The 22,834-nt window shown below is 75.4% G+C and carries 19 protein-coding genes and 1 riboswitch; of the genes, 9 read left to right on the forward strand and 10 right to left on the reverse strand.

The annotated features are described in order from the left end of the window. The first annotated feature begins 383 nt into the window (after positions 1-383). Together OG823_RS09600 and OG823_RS09605 are read left to right on the forward strand one after the other, a co-directional pair. Entirely contained in the window at positions 384-1,076 is a 693-nt protein-coding gene (locus OG823_RS09600) for a phosphatidylserine decarboxylase (RefSeq protein ID WP_371479038.1), read from the forward strand. Continuing rightward, positions 1,063-1,941, forward strand: coding sequence for a phosphatidylcholine/phosphatidylserine synthase (locus tag OG823_RS09605; protein ID WP_371479039.1), 879 nt, complete (start codon positions 1,063-1,065; stop codon positions 1,939-1,941). The genes OG823_RS09600 and OG823_RS09605 overlap by 14 nt, the downstream gene beginning before the upstream one ends. Positions 1,942-2,043: 102 nt before the next feature. On the opposite strand, the gene OG823_RS09610 is transcribed toward OG823_RS09605, so the two are convergent. From OG823_RS09610 to OG823_RS09620, 3 genes are all read right to left on the reverse strand, one after another. Then, positions 2,044-3,546, reverse strand: a complete 1,503-nt coding sequence (locus tag OG823_RS09610) for a hypothetical protein (protein ID WP_371479040.1) — start codon at positions 3,544-3,546, stop codon at positions 2,044-2,046. A 288-nt stretch (positions 3,547-3,834) separates the two neighbouring features. Next, positions 3,835-4,959, reverse strand: a complete 1,125-nt coding sequence (locus OG823_RS09615) for an alpha/beta hydrolase family protein (protein ID WP_371479041.1) — start codon at positions 4,957-4,959, stop codon at positions 3,835-3,837. A gap of 311 nt (positions 4,960-5,270) precedes the next feature. Further along, positions 5,271-5,981 carry a transcriptional regulator gene (locus OG823_RS09620; RefSeq protein WP_371479042.1) on the reverse strand — a complete coding sequence of 237 codons (711 nt, stop codon included), beginning with the start codon at positions 5,979-5,981 and terminating at the stop codon, positions 5,271-5,273. 310 nt (positions 5,982-6,291) lie between these two features. Beyond that, positions 6,292-6,488, forward strand: a riboswitch (cobalamin riboswitch). A 128-nt stretch (positions 6,489-6,616) separates the two neighbouring features. Here OG823_RS09620 and OG823_RS09625 point away from each other — a divergent pair. Genes OG823_RS09625 through OG823_RS09645 form a run of 5 tightly spaced genes read left to right on the forward strand, consistent with a single transcriptional unit; the run spans position 6,617 to position 13,308 of the window. Then, positions 6,617-7,621: a cobalamin biosynthesis protein gene (locus OG823_RS09625; RefSeq protein ID WP_371484382.1), complete on the forward strand. Its 1,005-nt coding sequence runs from the start codon at positions 6,617-6,619 to the stop codon at positions 7,619-7,621. Next, the gene (locus tag OG823_RS09630) at positions 7,618-9,141 is read left to right on the forward strand and encodes a cobyric acid synthase (RefSeq protein WP_371479043.1); all 1,524 of its coding nucleotides are present in this window, start codon (positions 7,618-7,620) and stop codon (positions 9,139-9,141) included. Before OG823_RS09625 ends, OG823_RS09630 begins: the two co-directional genes overlap by 4 nt. Before the next feature lie 51 nt (positions 9,142-9,192). Next, positions 9,193-11,304 carry a putative cobaltochelatase gene (locus OG823_RS09635; RefSeq protein ID WP_371479044.1) on the forward strand — a complete coding sequence of 704 codons (2,112 nt, stop codon included), beginning with the start codon at positions 9,193-9,195 and terminating at the stop codon, positions 11,302-11,304. A 2-nt stretch (positions 11,305-11,306) separates the two neighbouring features. After that, positions 11,307-11,912, forward strand: coding sequence for a cob(I)yrinic acid a,c-diamide adenosyltransferase (gene cobO, locus OG823_RS09640; protein ID WP_371479045.1), 606 nt, complete (start codon positions 11,307-11,309; stop codon positions 11,910-11,912). A gap of 13 nt (positions 11,913-11,925) precedes the next feature. After that, on the forward strand, positions 11,926-13,308 hold the full coding sequence (locus OG823_RS09645; protein WP_371479046.1) for a cobyrinate a,c-diamide synthase: 1,383 nt from the start codon (positions 11,926-11,928) through the stop codon (positions 13,306-13,308). Between the two features lie 111 nt (positions 13,309-13,419). Here the strand turns inward: OG823_RS09645 and OG823_RS09650 are convergent, their stop codons facing one another. From OG823_RS09650 to OG823_RS09660, 3 genes are read right to left on the reverse strand one after another with little or no spacing between them, the layout of a single operon-like run. Further along, positions 13,420-14,445 carry a TolB family protein gene (locus OG823_RS09650; protein WP_371479047.1) on the reverse strand — a complete coding sequence of 342 codons (1,026 nt, stop codon included), beginning with the start codon at positions 14,443-14,445 and terminating at the stop codon, positions 13,420-13,422. Continuing rightward, positions 14,442-15,734 carry an MFS transporter gene (locus tag OG823_RS09655; RefSeq protein WP_371479048.1) on the reverse strand — a complete coding sequence of 431 codons (1,293 nt, stop codon included), beginning with the start codon at positions 15,732-15,734 and terminating at the stop codon, positions 14,442-14,444. The genes OG823_RS09650 and OG823_RS09655 overlap by 4 nt, the downstream gene beginning before the upstream one ends. A gap of 5 nt (positions 15,735-15,739) precedes the next feature. Then, positions 15,740-16,633, reverse strand: a complete 894-nt coding sequence (locus tag OG823_RS09660) for an alkaline phosphatase family protein (protein WP_371479049.1) — start codon at positions 16,631-16,633, stop codon at positions 15,740-15,742. 228 nt (positions 16,634-16,861) lie between these two features. Here OG823_RS09660 and OG823_RS09665 point away from each other — a divergent pair, with 228 nt between their 5' ends. Continuing rightward, on the forward strand, positions 16,862-17,299 hold the full coding sequence (locus OG823_RS09665; protein WP_371479050.1) for a cobalamin biosynthesis protein: 438 nt from the start codon (positions 16,862-16,864) through the stop codon (positions 17,297-17,299). Then, a complete protein-coding gene (gene cobC / locus OG823_RS09670; RefSeq protein ID WP_371479051.1) occupies positions 17,296-18,348 on the forward strand; it encodes an Rv2231c family pyridoxal phosphate-dependent protein CobC in 1,053 nt (350 codons plus the stop codon). The genes OG823_RS09665 and cobC overlap by 4 nt, the downstream gene beginning before the upstream one ends. Positions 18,349-18,552: 204 nt before the next feature. On the opposite strand, the gene glnII is transcribed toward cobC, so the two are convergent. From glnII to OG823_RS09690, 4 genes are all read right to left on the reverse strand, one after another. After that, entirely contained in the window at positions 18,553-19,575 is a 1,023-nt protein-coding gene (gene glnII, locus OG823_RS09675; RefSeq protein WP_371479052.1) for a glutamine synthetase, read from the reverse strand. 194 nt (positions 19,576-19,769) lie between these two features. After that, on the reverse strand, positions 19,770-20,741 hold the full coding sequence (locus OG823_RS09680; protein WP_371479053.1) for an SCO1860 family LAETG-anchored protein: 972 nt from the start codon (positions 20,739-20,741) through the stop codon (positions 19,770-19,772). A 279-nt stretch (positions 20,742-21,020) separates the two neighbouring features. Then, positions 21,021-21,698 carry a uracil-DNA glycosylase gene (locus tag OG823_RS09685; protein WP_371479054.1) on the reverse strand — a complete coding sequence of 226 codons (678 nt, stop codon included), beginning with the start codon at positions 21,696-21,698 and terminating at the stop codon, positions 21,021-21,023. Between the two features lie 43 nt (positions 21,699-21,741). Continuing rightward, on the reverse strand, positions 21,742-22,833 hold the full coding sequence (locus tag OG823_RS09690) for an amidohydrolase family protein (RefSeq protein WP_371479055.1): 1,092 nt from the start codon (positions 22,831-22,833) through the stop codon (positions 21,742-21,744). Between the last annotated feature and the right edge of the window lies 1 nt (position 22,834).

The following is a 22,834-nucleotide window of genomic DNA, read 5'->3' on the forward strand; positions in this document are numbered from 1 at the left end:
CCGCCCCGGCACCGCCGTACCCCTGTACCCCGGCCTGGTCCGCCGCGGTTCGGTACGGCCTCCGGGGGCGGCCGCAAGGCGCGTATCAGCTGGTACGCGCCCTGCGGCCGCTTCCGTACGCCCTCGTGCGCCCCGCCATTGGGCTGAGACTTGAGTCACCCGACTCTCCGCACCCCTTGGGAACCGAACCGGGGCGAGCTACGGTCGTACACATAGCAGGCTCATCACGGCGCAGCCCAGGACAGACGCACGAGCAGGCGGGTTGCCCACCCACCGTGTGCTCCCGATAGCATCCACCGGGACAGCACAGCCGTCCCTTTATCACTCGATCCCCGCGGTGGCCCCCGTCCAGCGGCCATGATCCCCCGCGACAAAGGTCTTCGATGCCCATCAGCCCGTCCCCTCACACCTCCGTCACGGACAGCGATGCCCTCGCCGCTCCGACGGCCGGCCGGCGACCCCGCGTGACCATCGCGCGCGGAGCCACCCCCTGGTTCGTCCCCACCCTGGCCACGGCCGCCCTTACCACCGCCCTCACCAGGCGGAGCGGTAAGTGGGCCCTGGCGGCGGTGCCGACCTGCGCGCTCAGCGCGGGCATGCTGTGGTTCTTCCGCGACCCCGAGCGTGAGATCGGCACCGGCAGGGTCATCTCGCCCGCCGACGGCGTGGTCCAGAGCATCGACGCCTGGCCGGACGGCCGCACCCGGGTGGCGATCTTCATGAGCCCGCTGAACGTGCACGTGAACCGGGCCCCGCTGCCCGGCACGGTGACGTCCGTCGAACACGTCGCGGGCGGCTTCGTCCCGGCGTTCAACAAGGACAGCGACCAGAACGAACGTGTCGTGTGGCATTTCGACACCGAGCTCGGCGACATCGAGATGGTGCAGATCGCGGGGGCCGTGGCCCGCCGCATCGTGCCCTACGTGGATGCCGGCACCAAGGTCGAGCAGGGCGAGCGGATCGGCCTGATCCGTTTCGGCTCCCGCGTCGACACCTACCTGCCGGCCGGCGTCGAGGTCGGCGTCGAGGTCGGCCAGAAGACCACCGCCGGGGTGACACGCCTTGACCGTGACTGATCCTGAGACGATCGCGGGTCTGGACGACGAGGAGACGGAGCTGCGTCGCCGCCGCTGGGCGCGCGACCGCGAGCTGCGTGCCCCGCGTTCGCCCCAGCACCTGTCCACCGCCGACTTCCTGACCCTGGGCAACGCCGTCTGCGGCTTCCTGGCGATCTACTCGATCACCACCGGGGTCCTGGTCCCGCACATCACCAACCCGGACGCCGCGCCGGACCGGCACAGCGCCGCCACCACGGTGGTGCTGCTGCTGATCGGTTCGATGTGCGACCTGTTCGACGGCCTGGTGGCGCGTCGGCTGCGCTCCTCGGCGCTCGGCGCCGAACTCGACAACCTGGCCGACCTGATCAGCTTCGGCATCGCGCCGGCCTACTTCGTCGCGGTCTGGGGCATGGTCTCGCCCGGCTCGGACAGCCGGCTGTCGGCGCTGATCGCCCTGACGGTCCTGCTGTCGGTGGTCCTGCGGCTGGCCCGCTTCTCGGCCGTGAAGATGCGGCCGGGGGTCTTCCAGGGCATGCCGTGCCCGATGGGCGCGATGACGGTGATCGCCATCGTGCTGCTGGACCCGCCGTTCCTGCCGGGGCTGCTCGCCATCGCCGGTACCGCGTACCTGATGATGAGCCGGATCGAGTACCCCAAGCCGCAGGGCCTGCTGGCCACCGCGACGCTCTGCTGGATCGTCGTCAGCATCGGCTGCCTCGCCGCCTGGGCGACCGGCCTGCCGGGTGGCGACACCCTGCTGCACATCGGCGCGTTCGCCCAGATCGCGCTGGCCGCGATGGCCCCGCTGCTGGTCATCCGACGCAAGGTCGGCCAGAAGGTGGGCGACGTCCGCGCCCGCCGCGCGGAGTCCCGCATCGGCTGACCGAGAGCCACCGCAACGCCGAAGGGGCCCGGATCCGCCAGGATCCGGGCCCCTTCGGCGTTCGCCGGTGCCGACCGCGGGGTCGGCGTCGGCGGGCGCGGGCTACGCGCCGCCGTTGTGGACCGAGAAGGCCGAGCGGCGGGCCGCCCGGGCCACCGCCGGGTCGGGGTGCACCCCGGAGACGGCGGTGAGCACGGAGGCCGCCCGCGGGTGGCCGGACTGCCGGGCCCGCGCGAACAGCCGGACCGGATCCCCGGCCGAGGCGCCCTCCACATGGCCGACCAGCAGCCCCGTCTCGCCGTGGTCGAGCACGGCGGCGGCGGTGTCGACCCAGAGCCAGGCGGCGTCCTCGGCGCCCAGCACGTCGGCCGGGGAGACGCTCTCCTCGTCCGACTGCTCGGCCAGCCAGAGCAGTGCGTAGGGCCGCAGCACGGGCTCGTCGACGGCGGCCCGGACGGCCTGCTCGGCGGTGCCGCCGGCCACCCGCAGCGCCTCGAAGGCCAGGCCGCGCACCAGCGCGTCCTCGCCCTGCGCGGCGTCCAGCAGCTCGGCGACGGCGCGGTCCACCGGACGGGCCGCGACCCAGGCCCGGTACTCCGCGCGAGCCGGGCCCGGCGAGTAGTCGGCGCAGGCGTTGAGGAGCTCACGGGCGCTCTGCTCGATGTGCCCGGCGGCGGTCTGCGCGACGGTGCAGATCTCCTCCAGCTTGGCTCGCACGGCCCAGTGCCCGAGGCGGGAGAGTTCGGCCGCCTCGTCCCGGCGGACCACGGCGCCGACGGCGGCCAGGCCGTCGAGCATCCAGTCCAGCACGGCGGCGACGTCGGAGGGCGCGGACGGGGTGTCGACCTGCGGCTCACGGCAGGTGCCGCGCACGGCCGAGACGGCGGAGGCGGCGTGCGGCACCGGCGAGAGGGCGGTGGCGCCGCCGGCACCGAGCCGTCTCTCGTCCAGGCCCCGGCGCAGCAGCTCCATGAGCTCGCTCTCGGCCACCGGCCCGTCCACCAGGTGCAGGAAGGAGAGCAGCTGGGGGGCCTGGTCGACGGCCTGTCCCGCGAGCACGGCGAAGACCCCGCGCAGGGCGGCCGGCGGCACCGGGGCCAGCAGGGTCCAGGCGTCGAACAGCGCGGACCAGCCGCGGACGACGGCCTCGTCGTCGTGCTCCCAGGCGTGCAGGCGCCAGCCGGGCGCCGCGCCGCCGTCCCGGGGCTCGACCAGGCCGACCAGCAGGGCCTGCCCCCAGGCCTTGGCGGCGGCGCCGACGGTCATGGCCAGTGCCCGGCCCGCCGCGCGGGCGTCGTCGGGCAGCAGCTCGCCGCGCTTGTCGACCTGCTCCAGCTCGCCCGCCCAGCGGGCGATCCGGACGGCGTCGACGAGCATCCGGCGGGCCAGCGGGGCCAGCTCGGCCGGCGCCGGAAAGCCTTCGGGTACGGGGACGCGCCCGCGCCCGGGGGCCGGTGCGGGGCCACGGCGGCGGGGTGCGCCGGGAGCGCCCGGACGCGCACCGTCGGGACGGTGGGCCGTACCGGGCAGACGGGTCACCGTCGCGCCGGTACCGATCGTCGGCGGGAGCGGGGCATCACGGTCGCGCGGGTTCCGAGACGTCACGCCGTGCAGTCTTCCCCGTGCACGGGCGTTCTGTCACATCGAGTTCGGCGAGTCTGTGGGGAGCCGGGGCGCCGAAGGCCGCAAGAGCGGGCAACCACCCGCAAACCGGGCCGTCGGATGGTGAACATGGCATGTATGTGACATGACAGGAGTACGACGGCCGGGCTGCCCACCGACCGGCGCGGCCCGCCGTGGGGAGCGCCGGGCCGTGGCGAGTGCCGGGCCGTGGCAAGCGCCCGGGCCCTCGGGAGCCGTCTGCGGGGCTCGGCGGCCGGCCGCCGGGGCCGTTCAGAGCAGCGGCGTGAGAAAGCGGCGCAGGCTCTCCTCGTAGCCGGCCGGGTTCGCGTTCCACAGGGCGGCGTGTTCGGCCCCGGGCACCGGCCGCAGGGTGACCAGGTCCGCCCGCCGGTTCCCGAGGCGTTCGGCGGCGGCCCAGGGGGCGACCGCGTCCTCCGTGCCGTGCAGCAGCAGGGTGGGCACCTGGAGGTCGGTGCCCTGGGCCAGCCGGGCGAAGTCCGCGAGGTCCACCTTGGAGCGCCCTTCGGCGGCCAGCGCGCCCAGCCCGGCGAGCGGGGCGCTGACGCCCGCTCCGGTCGCCTCCCGGCGGATGGTGGCCGGCAGGTCCAGCACCGGCGAGTCCAGGATCAGCCCGCTGACCGCGGAGGCCCAGGCGGAGCGGGCCGCCGTCTGCAGGGCCATGGTGGCGCCCAGCGACCACCCGTAGAGGACGACCCGGCCCGCGCCGCTGTCGAGGGCGAGGCGGATCGCGGCCTCGACGTCGCGCCACTCCGTGTCGCCGAAGTGGCCGAGCCCGTCGGGCGAGGCCGGCGCGTCCTCGTCCCCCCGGTAGGTGACCGAGAGCACCGGCAGCGCGAGCCGGTGCAGCAGCGGTACCGCGCAGAGCGTCTGCTGCCGGTCGGCGCCCGGCCCGTGCACCAGCAGCACCCAGGTGCCCCGCCTGCCGTCCACGTACCAGGCGGGCAGCGGACCGGACTCGCCCTCGGACGCGGTCTCGATGAAGGGCAGCCCGAGCGCGCGCTCCGGGTCGCCCAGGTACACCCGGGGGGTGAGCCGGACGGCCGTGCCGATGTCCAGCGTGCCGTTGTCGGCGCGCTCCAGCCGACGGGTGACGCCCTGCCGGTCGCTCTGCAGGACCTCGCCGACGACCGCGTGCCCCCCGCCGCCCCACTCCAGGGCGTAGCGGCCGGGGCGGGTGGTCTGCGGGGTGGGGGTGAGCACGACGCGTCCGGCGGCCAGGCCCAGCACCCTCACCTGCGCCGCGCCCTTTGCGCCCTTCGCCGCGGCGGCGCGGGGATGTACCGCGCGCTCCGACACCCTGCGTCCGAGTGCCAGGACGGCGATGCCCGTCCCGGCCGCGGCGGCCGCCACGACGGCCGCGGTTCCCCAGCGCATATCCCACTCCCCGCTCTGCTGCCTGCTGCTGTGCCGCGGCGCCGGCCGAGGCCCGGATGCATACGCACACCAGTCCACGCGCCGCGCGGGCGGACGGCCACCGGTGCGGGGCCGTCCGGGGCACGCCGGGCGGCGCCCGAAGGGGGCCCGGGCCGGCCGGGCCGAGCGGGGCCGAGCCGAGCGGGCCCGCGGAGCAAGGGACCCGCGGAGCAAGGGCGCAGGGGACAGGGCGCAGGGGACAGGGGGCAGGGGCAGGGGGCAGGGGGCACGGGCAGGGGGCGGGGCGCAGGGCGCAGGGCGCGGGAGGACGGTCAGACCGGTATGTCGGTGGGGCGCAGTGCCATCAGCTCCCAGAACCGCTCGTCGAGCGGACGGCTCTGCGGGGCCGGCTCGGGCCCGCTCCGGGCACTGGAGCTCCAGCTGCCGGCGCCCCAGTGCCCGGTCACCCGGTACTCCTCCTGCAGTTGCGCCAGGACGGCGCCCAGAGTCTGCGCGGGCACCGGCACCATCCGCCCGATCGCCTTCACCTGCGCCTGCCACCGCCCGTCGACCCCGCGCCGCAGCCGCCGGTCGAGCTCCTCCCCGCGCCCGAGCACCGCCACCACGTCCCGCAGCGTCAGCCCCAGTACCTGGGCCAGGGCGTAGGTCCGGTCCTCGTCGCCGCCCCACTGGCCGCCGTCCTCGACCGCCTGGTAGGCCCGGGGCGCCACCCCGATCCGGCGGGCCGCCTCCTCCCGGCTCAGCTCGCGGGCCAGCCGGAAGTCGCGCAGACAGGCCGGGCGGGTGCCCATCAGCTGGACGGGCGGGCACCACAGCGCCCGGGCCAGGGCGATGAACTCGTCCTCCGACGGCCTGATCTCGCCGCTCTCCCAGCCCAGGACGTGGGCCGGGAGCAACCGCACGCCGTGCGCGGCCATGCCCTCGGCCACCTGAGCGGGGGTCAGGCCCAGGCCGGCCCGGTGCGCCCGGGCCGCCCTCGGCGAGAAGGGCAGCGGCGTCGCGGAGGGCTGTCTGGGTCGCATGGGAGTCGACCGTACGGGCCGTGCCCGGGCCGCCCCAGTCGCCGAACGCACGAAGCCGGGCGACCGGGCCCCCCGGCGCGACTGGTGAATCCTCCAGGGGCGCTCGGCCCGGCGGGCTCCCCGCTCGGAGGTAGTGACGGTTCCCCGGCCGAGGGGAACTACGCGGGTAGCGCCACCCCGGCCGGGGCGGCGGTGGCGCGGCCGTCGGTCCGTCAGGCGGCCGCCCGGGCGGCCGGTCCCGGCGGCGGGGCCGGTGCCGGCGACGCGCCCGGCGTGTGACCAAACCCTCCGTGGCCTCGGTTGACGCCCGGTCGAACAGCGTGATGGGATCCTTCAGCCAAACGGAGGCAAATGGAGAGGAAGCCGGTGCGAATCCGGCGCGGTCCCGCCACTGTCACCGGGGAGCACGTTCCCGCAGGCCCGCAGCCGCCCCTCGGGGCCCGCGACCGGCCCAGGGGGCGTGCCGTACCGGAAGCCAGGAGACTCTCGCCCCCGGTACGTCGATCCAGGGCGCGGACCCTGAGTGAGGACACGCACGCCATGCAGGCTGCCCGGGCCGCCCGTCGGCCGTCGTCGGACCGGACGCCCCCCGGCCGAGAGCGCCACCACACCACCACGCCCCCGCCGTGCGCGGGCTGAACCGCGGCGCGGCCTTCGCCCTCGGCGCCGTCGCCGGCTACCTCGCCGACGCCGGCTTCGCCGACCCCCGCCGCGGCCACCCGGTGGCCGCCTTCGGCACCGCGGCGGGCCGGCTGGAGCGGCTGCTCTGGCGCGACCGGCGAGCGGCCGGCGCCGCCTACACGGCGCTCTGCGTCGGCGCGGTCGCGGCCGGCGCCGCGCTGGCCCAGGGCGCGGTTCGGCACTCCCCCGCCGGGCGCGCCGCACTCACCGCCGCCGCGACCTGGACGGTGCTCGGGGGCACCTCGCTCACCCGGGAGGCCCGCACCATCGGACGCTCCCTCGACGCGGGCGATCTCGCGGCCGCCCGCGACCGGCTGCCGCACCTGTGCGGACGCGACCCGAGTTCGCTCGACGAGCGGCAGATCGCCCGCGCCGTGGTGGAGTCGGTGGCCGAGAACACCGCCGACGCGGTGGTCAACGCGCTGGTCTGGGGCTCCCTCGCGGGCGTGCCCGGCCTGCTCGCCTTCCGCGCGGTCAACACGCTGGACGCGATGGTCGGTCACCGCTCCCCGCGCCACGCCCGCTTCGGCTGGGCCTCCGCGCGGCTGGACGACCTCGCGGGCTGGCCGGGCGCCCGGCTCACCGCCCTGCTGACGGTCTGCGCCGCGCCGCGGCCGGCCACCGCCTGGCAGATCTGGCGGCGGGACGGCTCCGCCCATCCGAGCCCCAACGCCGGCCAGGCCGAGGCCGCCTTCGCGGGCGCGCTGGGCGTCCGGCTGGGCGGCACGCTGCGATACGGCGAGCGCACCGAGCACCGGCCGGTGCTGGGCGAGGGGCTGCGACCGGTCGGGGTGGACGACATCGAGCGGGCCTGCCTGCTGTCCCGCCGGGTCGGCCTGCTCGCCCTCGGCGTCACGGTGGCCGGGCACGTCCTGCTGCGCGGCGCCCGCCGCACGGCCGGCGGTCAACGAGTCGGCGGTCAACGCGTCGGCGGTCAACGAGAGGGTGGCCTGAATTGAGTGGCGCACTGCTGGTCGCCGGGACGACCTCGGACGCGGGCAAGAGCGTGGTCACCGCCGGGATCTGCCGGTGGCTGGCCCGGCAGGGTGTGAGCGTGGCGCCGTTCAAGGCGCAGAACATGTCGCTCAACTCCTTCGTCACGGCCGACGGCGCCGAGATCGGCCGCGCGCAGGCGATGCAGGCCCAGGCGGCCGGGGTCGAGCCGGAGGCGGCGATGAACCCGGTGCTGCTCAAGCCGGGCGCGGACGGCCGCAGCCAGGTGGTGCTGCTCGGACGGGCGGTCGCCGAGGTCGGCGCGCTGGACTACCGCGAGCGCAAGCCCGTCCTGCTGGAACGGTCCCTGGAGTGCCTGGCCGATCTGCGCGGCCGCTACGACGTGGTGGTCTGCGAGGGCGCGGGCTCGCCGGCCGAGATCAACCTGCGCGACCGCGACATCGCCAACATGGGCCTGGCCACCGCCGCCGGCCTGCCGGTGGTCGTGGTCGGCGACATCGACCGGGGCGGGGTGTTCGCGGCGATGTACGGCACGCTCGCGCTGCTCTCCGCCGAGGACCAGCGGCATGTGGCCGGCTGGTTCGTCAACAAGTTCCGCGGCGACGCCCGGCTGCTGCGGCCCGGCCTGGAGATGCTGCACGGCCTGACCGGCCGTCCGGTGCTCGGCACCCTGCCGATGCTCAAGGGGCTGTGGCTGGACGCCGAGGACTCGCTCGACCTCTCGACCGTGGTGGACCGCGAGGACGCCCGCGGCCCGTACGGCGCGGACGTGCTGCGGGTGGCCGTGGTGCGCTTTCCCCGGCTGTCCAACTTCACCGACCTGGACGCGCTGGCCCAGGAGCCCGGGGTGCTGGTCCGCTGGGCCACCCGGCCCGAGGAGCTGGCCGACGCGGATCTGGTGATCCTGCCCGGCACCCGGGCGACGGTCGCGGACCTGGCCTGGCTGCGCGAGCGCGGCCTGGAGCCGGCGCTGCGGGCCCGGGCCGGCGCCGGCCTGCCGGTGCTCGGCGTCTGCGGCGGCTACCAGATGCTGGCCGGCGAGATCGTGGACGAGGTCGAGTCGGGGGCCGGCGCCGTCCAGGGCCTCGGGCTGCTGCCCGCCCGGGTGCGCTTCGGAGCCGAGAAGGTGCTCGCCCGCCCCGTCGGCGAGGCGTACGGGCAGCCGGTCGCGGGGTACGAGATCCACCACGGCGTGGTCGCCGTCGAGGGCGGCGAGCCGTTCGTCTCGGACGGCCGCGGCGGGGCCCTGGACGGCTGCCGGCACGGCGCGGTCTGGGGCACCACCTGGCACGGCGTGCTGGAGAACGACGGCTTCCGCCGCGAACTCCTGCGGGAGGTCGCGAAGCTGGCCGGCCGTGCGTTCGTGCCGGCGCCGGACACCTCGTTCGCCCTGGCGCGCGAGCAGCGCCTGGACCGGCTCGGCGACCTGATCGCGGAGCATGCCGACACCGACGCGCTGTGGCGGCTGATCGAGGGCGGCGTCCCGGCCGACGGGCTGCCGTTCGTGCCGCCGGGTGCGCCGTGAAGAGCTTGACGGGTACGGATGTTGAAGGACCGGCCGAGGAGAGGGACACCGATGAGTGACGTCCGATACCCGTTCACCGCGATCGTCGGCATGGCCGACCTGCGGCTCGGACTGCTGCTCAACGCGGTCTCCCCCGCGGTCGGCGGGGTGCTGGTGCGCGGCGAGAAGGGCACCGCCAAGTCGACCATGGTGCGGGCGCTGGCCGGCCTGCTGCCGTCGATCGCCACCGTGGCCGGCTGCCGTTTCGCCTGCGACCCGGCCGACCCCGACCCGCAGTGCCCGGACGGCCCGCACGACGGCGCCGCCGAGGCCGCCCGCGCCGCCCACCTGGTCGAACTGCCGGTCGGCGTCACCGAGGACCGGATCGTCGGCTCGCTCGACCTGGAACGCGCGCTGGCCGAGGGGGTGAAGGCCTACGAGCCCGGGCTGCTGGCCAGGGCCCACCGGGGCGTGCTCTACATCGACGAGGTCAACCTGCTCCAGGACCACGTCGTCGACCTGCTGCTGGACGCCGCCGCGATGGGCCGCTCGTACGTCGAGCGCGAGGGTGTCTCGGTGCGGCACGCCGCCCGCTTCCTGCTGGTCGGCACCATGAACCCGGAGGAGGGCGAGCTGCGCCCGCAGCTGCTCGACCGCTTCGGTCTGACGGTCGAGATCGCGGCCACCCGCGATCCGCGCGAGCGGGCCGAGGTGGTCCGCCGCCGCCTGGCCTACGACGCCGACCCGGCGGCCTTCGCCGACCGGTTCGCCGAGGACGAGCGCGACCTCGCCGCACGGATCGGCACGGCCCGCGCGCTGCTGCCCGAGGTGGTGCTGACCGATGCGGCGCTGCGCCAGATCACCGCCGTCTGCGCGGCGTTCGAGGTGGACGGGCTGCGCGCCGACATCGTGATGGCCCGCACCGCCGTCGCCCTGGCCGCCTGGGCCGGCCGGACCGCCGTACTGGAGGAGGACGTCCGCCGGGCCGCCAGGCTCGCCCTGCCGCACCGCCGCCGACGCAACCCCTTCGACGCGCCGGGGCTGGACGAGGAGAAGCTGGACCGGACGTTGGAGGAGCACGCCGAGCCGGAGCCCGAACCCGAGCCCGACGACCGTCCCGAGCCGCCCGAGGGCGGGCTGCCGGAGGGCGAAGGTCCCGAGGACGACCCGGACGGCGGCGGTGAGGGCCCCGGCGGCGGCGCCCCCGACCCCGCCGACCCGCCCGCACCGACCGACGCCCCCGCCCAGGACGGACCCGACCGGGAGACCCCGGCCGGCGACGTCCCGGCACCGGAGCTCCCCGCGCAGAGCCCCGCTCCCGCTCCCGCGCCCGGTCGTGAGAAGGCGCCGGTCGCGGCCGACGAGCCCTACCGCACCCGGCTGTTCAAGGTGCCCGGCACCGGCAAGGGCGCCCAGGGCCGCCGCTCCCCCGCCGAGACGGACGGCGGCCACACCGTCCGTGCCCGCCGTCCGGCCGGCGTGCTGAGCCGGCTGCACCTTTCCGCCACCCTGCAGGCCGCCGCCCCGCACCAGCACGCCCGCGGGCGGGCGGGCGTGGCGCTGGAGCTGCGCCGGGACGACTTCCGCGAGCAGGTGCGCCAGGGCCGGGAGTCCAACCTGGTGCTCTTCCTGGTCGACGCGTCCGGCTCGATGGCCGCCCGGCAGCGGATGACCGCCGTCAAGGGCGCCGTGCTGTCCCTCCTGATGGACGCCTACCAGCGGCGGGACAAGGTCGGCCTGATCACCTTCCGGGGCACCACCGCCGAGCTGGCGCTGCCGCCGACCTCCTCCGTGGAGGTCGGCGCCGCCCGGCTGGAGTCGCTGCCGACGGGTGGCCGTACGCCGCTGGCGGCCGGGCTGCTGCGGGCCCACGAGACGCTGCGGGTGGAGCGGATGCGCGACCCGCACCGCCGTCCGCTGCTGGTGGTCGTCACCGACGGCCGGGCCACCGGCGGGCCGGGCGCGCTGGCCGAGGCCGGCCGGGCCGCCGCGCTGCTGGCCGCCCGGGGGCCGGCGAGTGTCGTGTTGGACTGCGAGGCCGGCCCGGTGCGGCTGGGCCTGGCCCGCAGGCTGGCCGGGCAGCTCGGCGCGGACGCCGTCACCCTGGACGAACTGCGGGCCGAGGGCGTGGCCGCCCTCGTGCACGCCCACCGCCCCTCCCACTCCAACCGAAAGGCGGCCTGACCATGCCGCAGGGCAAGCCGGAGACCGTCCCCGACGACGGTCTGACCACACGTCAGCGCCGGACGCTGCCGATCACCGCCGTGCACACCGGCCCCGGCAAGGGCAAGTCCACGGCCGCGTTCGGCATGGCGCTGCGGGCCTGGAACCAGGGCTGGCCGATCGGGGTGTTCCAGTTCGTGAAGTCCGCCAAGTGGAAGGTCGGGGAGGAGAACGCGCTGCGCGTGCTCGGCGCCTCCGGCGAGGGCGGCACGGTGGCCTGGCACAAGATGGGGGAGGGCTGGTCCTGGGTCCAGCGCAACGCCGACATGGTCGAGTCCAGCGAGGAGGCGGCCAGGGAGGGCTGGGAGCAGGTCAAGCGCGATCTGGCCGCCGAGACCTACCGCTTCTACGTGCTGGACGAGTTCACCTACCCGATGTACTGGGGGTGGGTCGACGTGGACGAGGTGGTCGCGGTGCTCAGGGACCGCCCGGGCAGCCAGCACGTGGTGATCACCGGCCGCTACGCCAAGGAGCCGCTGACCGCTCTCGCGGACCTGGTCACCGAGATGACCAAGGTCAAGCACCCCATGGACGCGGGCCGCAAGGGCCAGCGCGGCATCGAGTGGTAGAGCGGCGACCCCTGTGAACATCCCCCGCCTCGTCGTCGCCGCACCGGCCTCCGGCACGGGCAAGACCACCGTCGCCACCGGGCTGATGGCCGCGCTCGCCGCCCGGGGCCTGGCGGTCTCCCCGCACAAGGTCGGCCCGGACTACATCGACCCCGGCTACCACTCGCTGGCCGCCGGGCGGCCGGGCCGCAACCTGGACGCCTACATGTGCGGCCCCGGGCGGGTGGCACCGCTGTTCCTGCACGGCGCGGCCGGGGCGGACGTCGCGGTGGTCGAGGGTGTCATGGGGCTGTTCGACGGCGCCTCCGGCCAGGGCGAGCTGGCCTCCACCGCGCACGTGGCCAAGCTCCTGCGCGCGCCGGTGGTGCTGGTGGTGGACGCCTCCTCGCAGTCCCGCTCGGTGGCCGCGCTGGTGCACGGCTTCGCCTCCTGGGACCCGGAGGTCCGGCTCGCCGGGGTGATCCTCAACCGGGTCGCCTCCGACCGGCACGAACACCTGCTGCGCGAGGCCCTGGAGGAGGGTTCGGGCGTGCCCGTCCTCGGCTCGGTGCGCCGCTCCGCCGCGGTGGCCACGCCCTCCCGGCACCTGGGCCTGATCCCGGCCGCGGAGCGCTCCGCCGAAGCCCTGCGCGCGGTACGGGACATGGGCGCCCTGATCGCCGCCTCGGTCGACCTGGACGCCGTGCTGGCCCTCGCCCGGACGGCTCCCCCGCTCGCCGAGACCCCTTGGGATCCGGCCGCCGAGGTCACCCCGGTGGCGGGCCCGCGCCCCCGGATCGCCCTCGCCTCGGGCGCGGCGTTCTCCTTCTCGTACGCCGAGAACGCCGAACTGCTCGCGGCCGCCGGCGCCGAGGTGCTGCCCTTCGACCCGTTGCACGCCGACGGCCTGCCCGAGGGCACGGCCGCACTGGTGATCGGCGGCGGATTCCCCGAGATGTACGTCTCGGAGCTGAGTGCCAACACCGCGTTGCGCGGGGCGATCCGCGCACTCGCCGACGCGGGGGCGCCGGTGGCCGCCGAGTGCGCCGGACTGCTCTACCTGGGCGAGGAGTTGGACGGCCTGCCGATGTGCGGCGTGCTGGACACCCGGGCCCGGATGACCGAACGGCTCACCCTCGGCTACCGCGAGGCGGTCGCCCTGAACGACTCCCCGCTGGCCCGGGTCGGTACCCGGGTACGCGGCCACGAGTTCCACCGCACGGTCTGCGAGCCCGGCGCGGGCGAGCTGCCGGCCTGGGGCTGGCGCACCCCCGCCGGTCCCCGGACCGAGGGCTTCGCGGGCGCCACCGTGCACGCCTCCTACCTGCACCTGCACTGGGCCGGGGCGCCGCAGCTCGCGGAGCACCTGGTCGCCGGGGCGGCGCTGTTCGCGGCGGGCGGGCGCTCCGGGGGATGACGCTCCGGGAGCGTGGGGCCCCGCCGCACGGCCCGCACCGGAGCCCCGAGCAGTGCTGCCGGCGCCGGCCCGTGGGGCGGATCGCGGAGCCGGCCGGCCGGGCGCCGGACGTCAGCCCAGGTACGCCGGGGCCACCGCCGCGCTCAGCAGCCTGGTCGCCGCCCCGCTGCCGTCGGCCGGCACCGTCCACAGGTCGGAGCCGAAGTCACCGGGCAGCGAGTAGACCAGCGTGGAGGCGTCCGACCACAGCGCCTGGTCGTCGATGTTGCGCTGCTCCGCGGTCGCCCTCTCGGTCATGGTCGCCAGATCCAGCACGTACAGCCGCCAGGGCGCGTCGGGCGAGGCCCCGGGAACGCGCTTCTTGTACGCGATCCTGGTGCCGTCCGGCGACAGGGAGGGGCACTCCACGTTCTGGTGCAGCGTGGTGAGGGTGCGGGCGCCGAGATCGCCGTGGACCAGGTACGTCTGACCGCCGCTCGCCAGGGTGGCGTAGAAGGTGCTGTCGTCGGCGAAGGTGACGCCCCAGATGTTGACGTCGTGCGCCTGGTAGGGGCGGCCGTCCTTGACGACGGCGAAGGTTTCGAGGTTCTCCTGCAGGCTCCAGTCCCGGGTGTCGACGACGGAGGTGCGGGTGGAGAAGTCGGTTCCGGCGTAGGAGTCCCCGCTGACGAAGACCGTCCAGGCGGCGAGGTGGCCCGAGGGCGATACCCGGGCCCGGGTGGGGATGCCGTCCACCGGGAAGTGCCGCAGCTCGTGCAGCTGGTCGTCCAGGATCACGGCCCGGTAGGTGTCCTGCAGGGCGCCGCGCTCGGCCTGCAGGCAGACGCCGGTGCCCGCCGCCGCGTGGAAGCGCAGGCACTGCACGCCGGAGGCGGTCCGGGCGCCGTCGGGCCGGTCGGCCGGGACGGTGGCGAGCTCGTCGTGGTGCGGGCCCCAGGCCATGTTGCGGAACACCAGCTCCCGTCCCCCGGTGGGCGTCCGCAGCGAGACGGCGCCCGCCTCGACGACCGGGCCGCCCGGCTGCGCCTGCTCGTGGCGGGCCGAGCGGTCGGCCGCGTACAGCACCGCGCCGGCGCCGACGGAGCCCAGCAACAGGACGGCCACCAGCAGGGTCAGCAGCCGGGCACGGAAACTCACAGGGCCATCTCCGAGGGGTCGGGTGCGCGGTCCCCGGCGGGCTCGCGCAGGACGAGAAAGGCGCCCGCCACACAGAGGGCGAGGGCGCCGGCGAACCAGCCGAGCGCGCTCGGGCCGCCGACCGCGCTCCAGAGCGCGCCGAAGACGAGCGAGCAGGCGAACCGGGCCAGTGCCTGCCCGGTGCCGACCAGCGCGAGGCCGGCGCCGCGCTGCTCCGCGGGTGCCGCGTCGGCGGCGGCCGCCGCCAGCACACCGTCGGTGCAGGCGTAGAACGCGCCGTGCAGCAGCAGGACGCAGAGCGCCACCGCGCCACCGGAGGCCGGGCCGAGCAGCAGCCCGTACGCCAGCAGCAGGACGCCGTGGCCGGCCAGGAACAGCAGGCGGCGGCCGATCCGGTCCGCCAGGGCGCCGAGCGGCACGGCCAGCAGCAGGAAGGCGGCGGCGGTACCGAGCGCAAGCAGCGGGAACAGGTGGGTGGACAGTCCCAGCCGGCGCTGCAGCAGCAGGTAGAGGAACGAGTCGCTGACGGTGGTGAGCCCGAGCAGCACCGCGCAGAGCGTGAGCCGGCGCAGCCTGGGCAGCCGCAGCAGCGCGAAGGCGTCCCGCAGGGACACCGCCGCGGTGGCCGGGGCGGTCGCGCGCGCCCGGCCCGGCACGAAGAGCAGCAGCACCAGCACGCCGAGCGCCGCGACGCAGCCGCTGACCGCGAACACCGCGTCGTAGCCGTCCACCGCCAGGCGCAGCACCCCGAACGCGACCAGCGGCCCGATCAGGGCGCCGGCGGTGTCCATCGCACGGTGCACGCCGAACGCCCGGCCCCGGTGCTCGGGCTCGGTGGCGAGCGAGATCATCGCGTCCCGGGGGGCGGTGCGCAGGCCCTTGCCGGTACGGTCGACGGCCAGCACGGCGCCGATCACCGGCACCGTGTGGGCGAGCAGGAGCAGCGGCTTGCAGAGGGCGGAGAGCCCGTAGCCGACGGCGGCGACCGTCTTGTGCCCGCCGCGGCCCCGGTCGGCGAGGTGGCCGCCGACCAGCCGGACGAGGGCGCCGACGCCGTTGTTGATGCCGTCCAGCACCCCGAAGCCGAGCGGTGAGAGACCGAGCCCGGTGAGCAGGTAGAGCGGCAGCACGGCGCTGACCATCTCGGACGACACGTCGGTGATCAGGCTGACGGCGCCCAGGGCGAGCACGGTGGCGGGCACGGCGGCCGCCCGCCGCCCCGGGCCGGTGCCCGGGGCGGAGGCGGCGGAGGCCGGCGCGGTGGTGCCGCGGCGATCCGCGAGGTACACGGCCGTCAGTTCCAGATGCCGGTGATGTCGGCGGCGGTGGCGGCGTTGCCCGCGTGGCTGGTGAGCCCGGCGAGGTCCTCCAGGGTGCGCAGCACGTTGTAGTGGTTGTAGGTGGTGCCCGAGCTGCTGCCCGCCGTCACGTGCTGGCCGTACAGCACGGTCGGGATCTTGTTGCCGGAGAGCTTGTTGTCCTCGTCGAAGGTGACGACCAGGAGGCTGTTGTGGGTCTGCGCCCAGGTCGCGTACGCGCCGAGGTTGTTCTTGATCCAGGTGTCGCCGGTCGAGACCGAGCAGTCGTGCATGTCGCTGCACAGGTTCGGCACCACGAAGGAGACCTTCGGCAGCTTGGTGTAGTCGGTCGGGAACTGCGCGAAGGTGTACGCGGTGTTGGTCGGCACGTTGCCGAAACCGAACCAGGGGTTGTGCTTCTGCGCGTAGTTGCCGCTGGAGCAGACCGTCGAGCCCTGGCTCGGCAGGGTCTCGTTGTAGCTGCCCCAGGTCTTGCCGGCCGCGATCAGCTCGGAGCCGAGGTTGGGCGCGGAGATCGAGCCGACGCCGACACAGCTGTCGTCGGTGCGGCCCTGGGCGCTGCCGGAGAACAGCATGTAGTAGTTGGGCTCGCTGGGGTGGGTGAGCCCGTAGGAGGCGGTGAGGTTGGCGCCGCCAGCCTTCAGGGTGTTGTTGATGTACGGCGCGCTGGAGCTGCCGATGACCTGCGAGTAGGCGTGGTTCTCCATCACCACGACGATCACGTGGTCGGGCGTGGGCAGGCCGGTCACGGCCTGGGCGGTGCTGCCGGTGGCAGCCCAGATGCCGAGCGAGCCGGCGACCAGGCCGAAGCCTGCCGCGAGTGCGGTGAGGGGACGACGGGGGCGCTTGCTGGAACGGGCGAAGGGCATGCGGTCCTCCGAGCACGGGGGCGGATGGGGAGCGGAGCGCCGTAACACTAGGGTCGGCACGGTGTCGTGTACCGCGCAAGCGAAGTGAAGAACAGACGAACAACGACCGCGCGACGCCGAGCCCCCGGCGTCACACGTCACAGGCGCCACGATTGACCCGCCCGGCCGCGCCGTGGTGGGATTTCGGGGCCGCCGAGCGGCGATCGGGCGGCGGGAGCGGGGAGCAGCGTGGACGGGCCGGGCTCTTCGCGCACCCTGGTCATCGGGATCGGCGCCCGCAGCGGCGTCCGGGCTGAGGAGTTGCTCCGGCTGATCGGTGAGAGCCTCGCGCAGGCCGGGCTGGAGCCGTCCGCGATCCTGCGTCTGGCCACCCTGGACGAGCGGGCCCGGGAGCCGGGCCTGCGGCAGGCCGCCGAGACGCTCGGGGTGCCGCTGGCCGCGCATCCGGCCGCGGCGCTGGCCGCCGTCGCCGTGCCCCACCCGTCCGACGCGGTCCTCGCCCGGGTCGGTACGCCCAGCGTCGCCGAGGCGGCCGCGCTGATCGGCCTGCCGGGCGGCGAACTCCTCGTCCCCAAGCGGCGGTCGGCGACGGCCACGGTCGCCGTGGCGGCGGGCCGCCGCGCAGAGCCGTCCGTCCGTCCGAACCCCGCAGGAGCAGCGCCGTGACCAGCACCGAAGCCGCCGTCGAACCCGATCTGCGCCATCACGGCGACGCGGAGGTCCGCACGCCGGGGCTGGTCGATCTGGCGGTGAACGTCCGCACCGGCACGCCGCCGGCCTGGCTGCGGGACCACCTCGCCGCGACGATCACCGGCCTCGCCGCCTACCCCGACCAGGCGGCGGCCCACGCCGCCGTGGCCGCCCGGCACGGCCGGCCGACGGACGAGGTGCTGCTCACGGCCGGCGCCGCGGAGGCCTTCGTCCTGCTGGCGCGCGTCCTGGCCACCCGTCGTGTGGTGGTCGTCCACCCGCAGTTCACCGAGCCCGAGGCGGCCCTGCGGGACGCCGGGCACGCGGTCGAACGGGTCCTGCTGACGCCCGGGGACGGCTTCCGGCTGGACCCGGACGCGGTGCCCGAGGAGGCCGATCTGGTCGTGGTCGGCAATCCCACCAACCCCACCTCCGTCCTGCACCCCGCCGCCGCGCTGGCCGCGCTGGCCCGGCCGGGCCGCACCCTGGTGGTGGACGAGGCGTTCATCGACACCGTCCCCGGCGAGCGGCACTCGCTGGCCTCCGTCCGGGATCTTCCGGGACGGCTGGTGGTGCTGCGCAGCCTCACCAAGACCTGGGGGCTCGCCGGTCTGCGGATCGGGTACGTGCTCGGCCCCGCTCCGCTGATCGCCGCGCTCGGCGCCGCGCAGCCGCTCTGGCCGGTCTCCACCCCCGCGCTGGCGGCGGCCGAGGCGTGCAGCGCCCCTGCCGCCCTGGCCGAGGCCGAGCGCGCGGCGGACGAACTGGCCGGCCGACGCGCCCACCTGCTCGCCGGCCTGGCCGCCGTCCCGGGTGTCCGGGTGCACGGTGAGTCGGCCGCGTCGTTCGTCCTGGTGGAGCTGCCCGGCGCGGCGCAGGTCCGGCTGCGGCTGCGGGAGGCGGGCTACGCGGTGCGGCGCGGCGACACCTTCCCGGGCCTCGGCCCGGACTGGCTGCGGATCGCCGTCCGCGACGAGGAGACCACCGACGCCTTCCTGGCTGCGCTGGCCGGCGTCCTGGCCTGAGCCGCGTCACACCGGCCGGACGGCGGCCCCGGCCTGCGCAGCCCTCCCGCGGCCGCGGGAGGGCTGCGTCCTCGCGTTCCCGGCCCGGGCTGGGCCGACTGCCTCCCGGTGGGCGGGCAGCGCGTCGCCGCACGCCACGAAGACGCCCGCCGGCCCCCTGTGCGGGGCCGGCGGGCGTCGAGGCATTTCAGGGAGCCGTCAGGCTCAGACCTGGCCGGCCTTCTCCAGCGCGGAGCAGCAGGTGTTGACCATGAGGCGGGTCACCACGTACGGGTCGACGTTGGCGTTCGGGCGACGGTCCTCGATGTAGCCCTTCTGCTCCACCTCGACCTGCCACGGGATGCGGACCGAGGCGCCGCGGTTGGAGACGCCGTAGCTGTAGACGTTCCACGGGGCGGTCTCGTGCAGGCCGGTCAGGCGCGACTCGATGCCGAAGCCGTACTGCTTGACGTGCTCCAGGACCTTCTCCTGGGAGGCGCCGAGCGACTCGCAGGCGGTGATGATGGCGTCGTAGCCCTCACGCATGGCCTTGGTGGAGAAGTTGGTGTGCGCGCCGGCGCCGTTCCAGTCGCCGCGCACGGGCTTGGCGTCCAGGGTGGCGTCGATGCCGAACTCCTCCGCGGTGCGGTAGAGCAGGTAGCGGGCGACCCAGAGGTCGTCGGAGACGGTCAGCGCGTCGACCGGGCCGATCTGGAACTCCCACTGGCCGGGCATGACCTCGGCGTTGATGCCGCAGATCGCGAGACCGGCGGCGAGGCAGCGGTCGAGGTGCAGCTCGACGATCTCGCGACCGAAGACCTCCTCGGCGCCGATGCCGCAGTAGTAGCCGCCCTGCGGGGCCGGGAAGCCGCCCTCGGGGAAGCCGAGCGGGCGCGAGCCCTTGAAGAAGGTGTACTCCTGCTCGATGCCGAAGATCGCCTCCTGAGCGGCGAACTGCTCGGCGATCGGGCGCAGCAGGGCGCGGGTGTTCGAGACGTGCGGGGTGCCGTCGATCTCGTTGACCTCGCACAGGACGAGGATGTTGTCGCCGCCGCGGATCGGGTCCGGGAGGGTCCGGACCGGAGCCAGAACGCGGTCCGACGCGTGACCCTCGGCCTGGTTGGTCGACGAACCGTCGAAGCCCCAGGTCGGAATCTTGTCCGCGTTGGCCAGGATCCGAGTCTTGGAGCGGAGCTTGGCGGTCGGCTGCGTGCCGTCGATCCAGATGTACTCGGCCTTGATTGCCACGGCGGTGAACCTCGCAAACTGAGTGGTGGGTGCCCGCGTAGCGTCGCAAGTCACCGTTTCCCGGTTGTTCCTCCTATGTGTCGCCCATGTAAACCAACTGTCCGCAGCGGCCCCGTCACGCTTCGGGAGTGCCTCCGGTGTCACTCCGGGATGCGCGCAGGCGCACCCCGGAGCGGCTCGCGCGCCCGGCTCGCTCAGTGCCTGCGTACGTGCGCCCTGCGCCGGCGGGTCGCCCGGAGCGCGCCGGCGCCGGCGGCCAGCAGGACGGCGGCGCCCGCGGCCAGCGGGAGGCTGCCACCGGCGCCGGTGGCGGCGAGGTGCTCACCGGCGGCGGTGCTCGGAGCGGCGCTCGCCGGCCTGCCGGCGACGTCCACGACGGGACGGGCGGCCGGGGTGCCGCTCGCGGCCGCCGGGGCGGCGGGGGTCGCGGTGGCGACCGGCTTCTCGCAGCTGACCGAGGCGATCGTGATCCGCCCGGTCACCTTGGCGACGTTCAGATTGAGCGGGTTCACCTCCACCTGCACCTCCAGGGCCGAGGCGGCGGCGGTGGCGGAGGTGGTCGTGCGCTTGGCGAACTCGACCGAGACGCTGCCGACCGCCGGTACGTCCACCTTGGTCGGCGCGTACAGGCCGACGGCGACCGGCCTCCCGAGCAGGGTCAGCTTGAGCGGGGAGGTGACGTCGGCGGTGGGCGGGCCGTCGACCGGGCAGGTGACCGAGGCGCTGAGCGCCTCCAGGCCGAGCAGACTGGTGAACGGCAGCCCGGGCGCGTGGACGTCGGCGTTGGCCAGGGTGACGCCGGCGGAGGCGCCCTTGGCGTCGACCGTGGTGGTGGACCGGCCGACGTCGGCCTTGACCAGGGTGACCGGCCCCTGCTGGTCCACGCCGTCGACCTTGGCCGTGAGCACCGAGCCGTCCCGGCGCGCCGGGCTCTCCACCTTGTTCAACGAGATGTTCACGGGGACGTCCACGGCGTTGTTCAACAGGCGGACGTCCAGGTCGACCTCGGCCGTGACGGCGCGGGCCGAGCCCCCGGCCGGGGCCCCGGCCGGGGAAGCAGGCGGGGAAGCAGGCGGGGAGGCGCCGTCGGCGTGGGCGACCGAGGCGGGCAGAGCGGCGGCCGCGACGACCAGGGCGGCGGCGACACGCAGGAAAGAGGACGACAACGGAGGAACCCCCACACGGATGGCGATCGGGAGAGAGCGCGCCACCGATGTCACCCCGCGCGCGGGAATGCTCCGCGCCGAACCGGGGGAAGGCTGCCGCTCTCGACTGCTGCCATCCTCTTCGAACAATCCGTCACATGAGCAACACGGAGCGTCAGTTCACCCATTCGAGTGAGGTTGACGCCGATCATTGCCGGAGGTGCTCTCGGGCGGGGCCGCCGATCCGGGCCGGGGAGTCCGATCCTGGCGGCCACCCCGGGCCGGGGAGGCCGACCCGGGCTAGGGAAGCCGCCAGTCGACCGGCTGGGCGCCCTGTTCGACCAGCAGCTGGTTGGCCCGGCTGAACGGACGCGAGCCGAAGAAGCCGCCGCTCGCCGACATCGGGCTCGGGTGCGCCGACTCCACCGCCGGCACCGGCCCCAACAACGGGCGCAGGTTACGGGCGTCGCGTCCCCAGAGGATCGCCACCAGCGGGCCCCCGCGCGCCACCAGCGCCGTGATCGCCTGCTCGGTGACCTCCTCCCACCCCTTGCCGCGGTGCGCGGCCGGCTTGCCGGGGGCGGTGGTCAGCGCGCGGTTCAGCAGCAGCACCCCCTGCTGCGTCCAGGGTGTGAGGTCGCCGTTGGCGGGCCGGGGCAGGCCGAGATCCTGGCCGTACTCCTGGAAGATGTTGATCAGACTGCCCGGGATCGGCCGGACCTCCGGCGCCACCGAGAAGCTCAGCCCCACCGCGTGGCCGGGGGTCGGGTACGGGTCCTGCCCGACGATCAGCACCCGTACCGAGGCGAACGGCTGTTGGAAGGCCCGCAGTACGTTGGCCCCGGAGGGCAGGTAGGTGCGGCCCGCGGTGATCTCTGCGCGCAGGAAGTCGCCCATGGCGGCCACCCGCCCCGCGACCGGCTCCAGCGCGGTGGCCCAGCCGGGCTCGACGATCTCGTTCAGTGGACGGGGTGCCATGCCGTCACCCTATCGGCCCAGCTCCGGCGGACCGGACGGGCCCTCAGCCGACGGGACGGCCCCTCAGCACGACCAACCGCGGGTCAGCCAGCACCCGGACGTCCGCGCGCGGGTCGTGCGCGTAGACCACCAGATCGGCGGCGGCCCCCTCGGTCAGGCCCTCCCGTCCCAGCCAGGCGCGGGCGCCCCAGCTGGCCGCCGAGAGTGCCTCGGCCGGGGAGAGACCGGCCTTCACCAGCTCCGCGACCTCGTCGGCGACCAGGCCGTGGGCGAGCGAGCCGCCCGCGTCCGTCCCGACGAAGACCGGGATGCCCGCGTCGTGCGCCGCCCCGACCGTGTCGTACCGGCGCTCGTGCAGCCGCCGCATGTGCGCGGCCCAGGCCGGGAACCTCGCCTCGCCGCCCCGGGCCAGCGTGGGGAAGGTCGCGATGTTGACCAGGGTCGGGACGATCGCCACGCCGCGCTCCGCGAACCGCGGGATCAGCTCCTCGGTCAGCCCGGTGGCGTGCTCCACGCAGTCGATGCCGGCGGCCAGCAGATCCGGCAGCGAGGCGGCCGCGAAGCAGTGCGCGGTGACCCGCGCACCCTCCTCGTGCGCCGCGGCGATCGCCTCGGCCAGCGCGTCCCCGGGCCAGCAGGCCGTGAGGTCGCCGTGCTCGCGGTCGATCCAGTCCCCGACCAGCTTCACCCAGCCGTCCCCGCGCCGTGCCTCGGCCCGGACGTACGCGGGCAGGTCGCCCGGCTCGATCTCGTGGGCGTAGTTGCGGATGTAGCGGCGGGTGCGGGCGATGTGACGGCCGGCCCGGATGATCCGGGGCAGATCCTCGCGGTCGTCGATCCAACGGGTGTCGGCGGCCGACCCGGCGTCGCGGATCAGCAGGGTGCCGGCGTCCCGGTCGGTGAGCGCCTGCTTCTCGCTGGTCTCCGCGTCGACGGCGCCGTGCGCGTCCAGGCCGACGTGGCAGTGGGCGTCCACCAGCCCCGGCAGCACCCAGCCGGAGATCGTCCGGACGTCCGTCGCGCCGGCCGGCCGCTCGAAGGTCACCCGGCCGTCGAGCACCCAGAGTTCGTCCCGGACGTCCTGCGGGCCGACCAGCACCCGGCCCCTGATGTGCAGCACCGCACTGTCGCTCATG

Source organism: Kitasatospora sp. NBC_00315 (assembly GCF_041435095.1).
Classification (GTDB): Bacteria; Actinomycetota; Actinomycetes; order Streptomycetales; family Streptomycetaceae; genus Kitasatospora.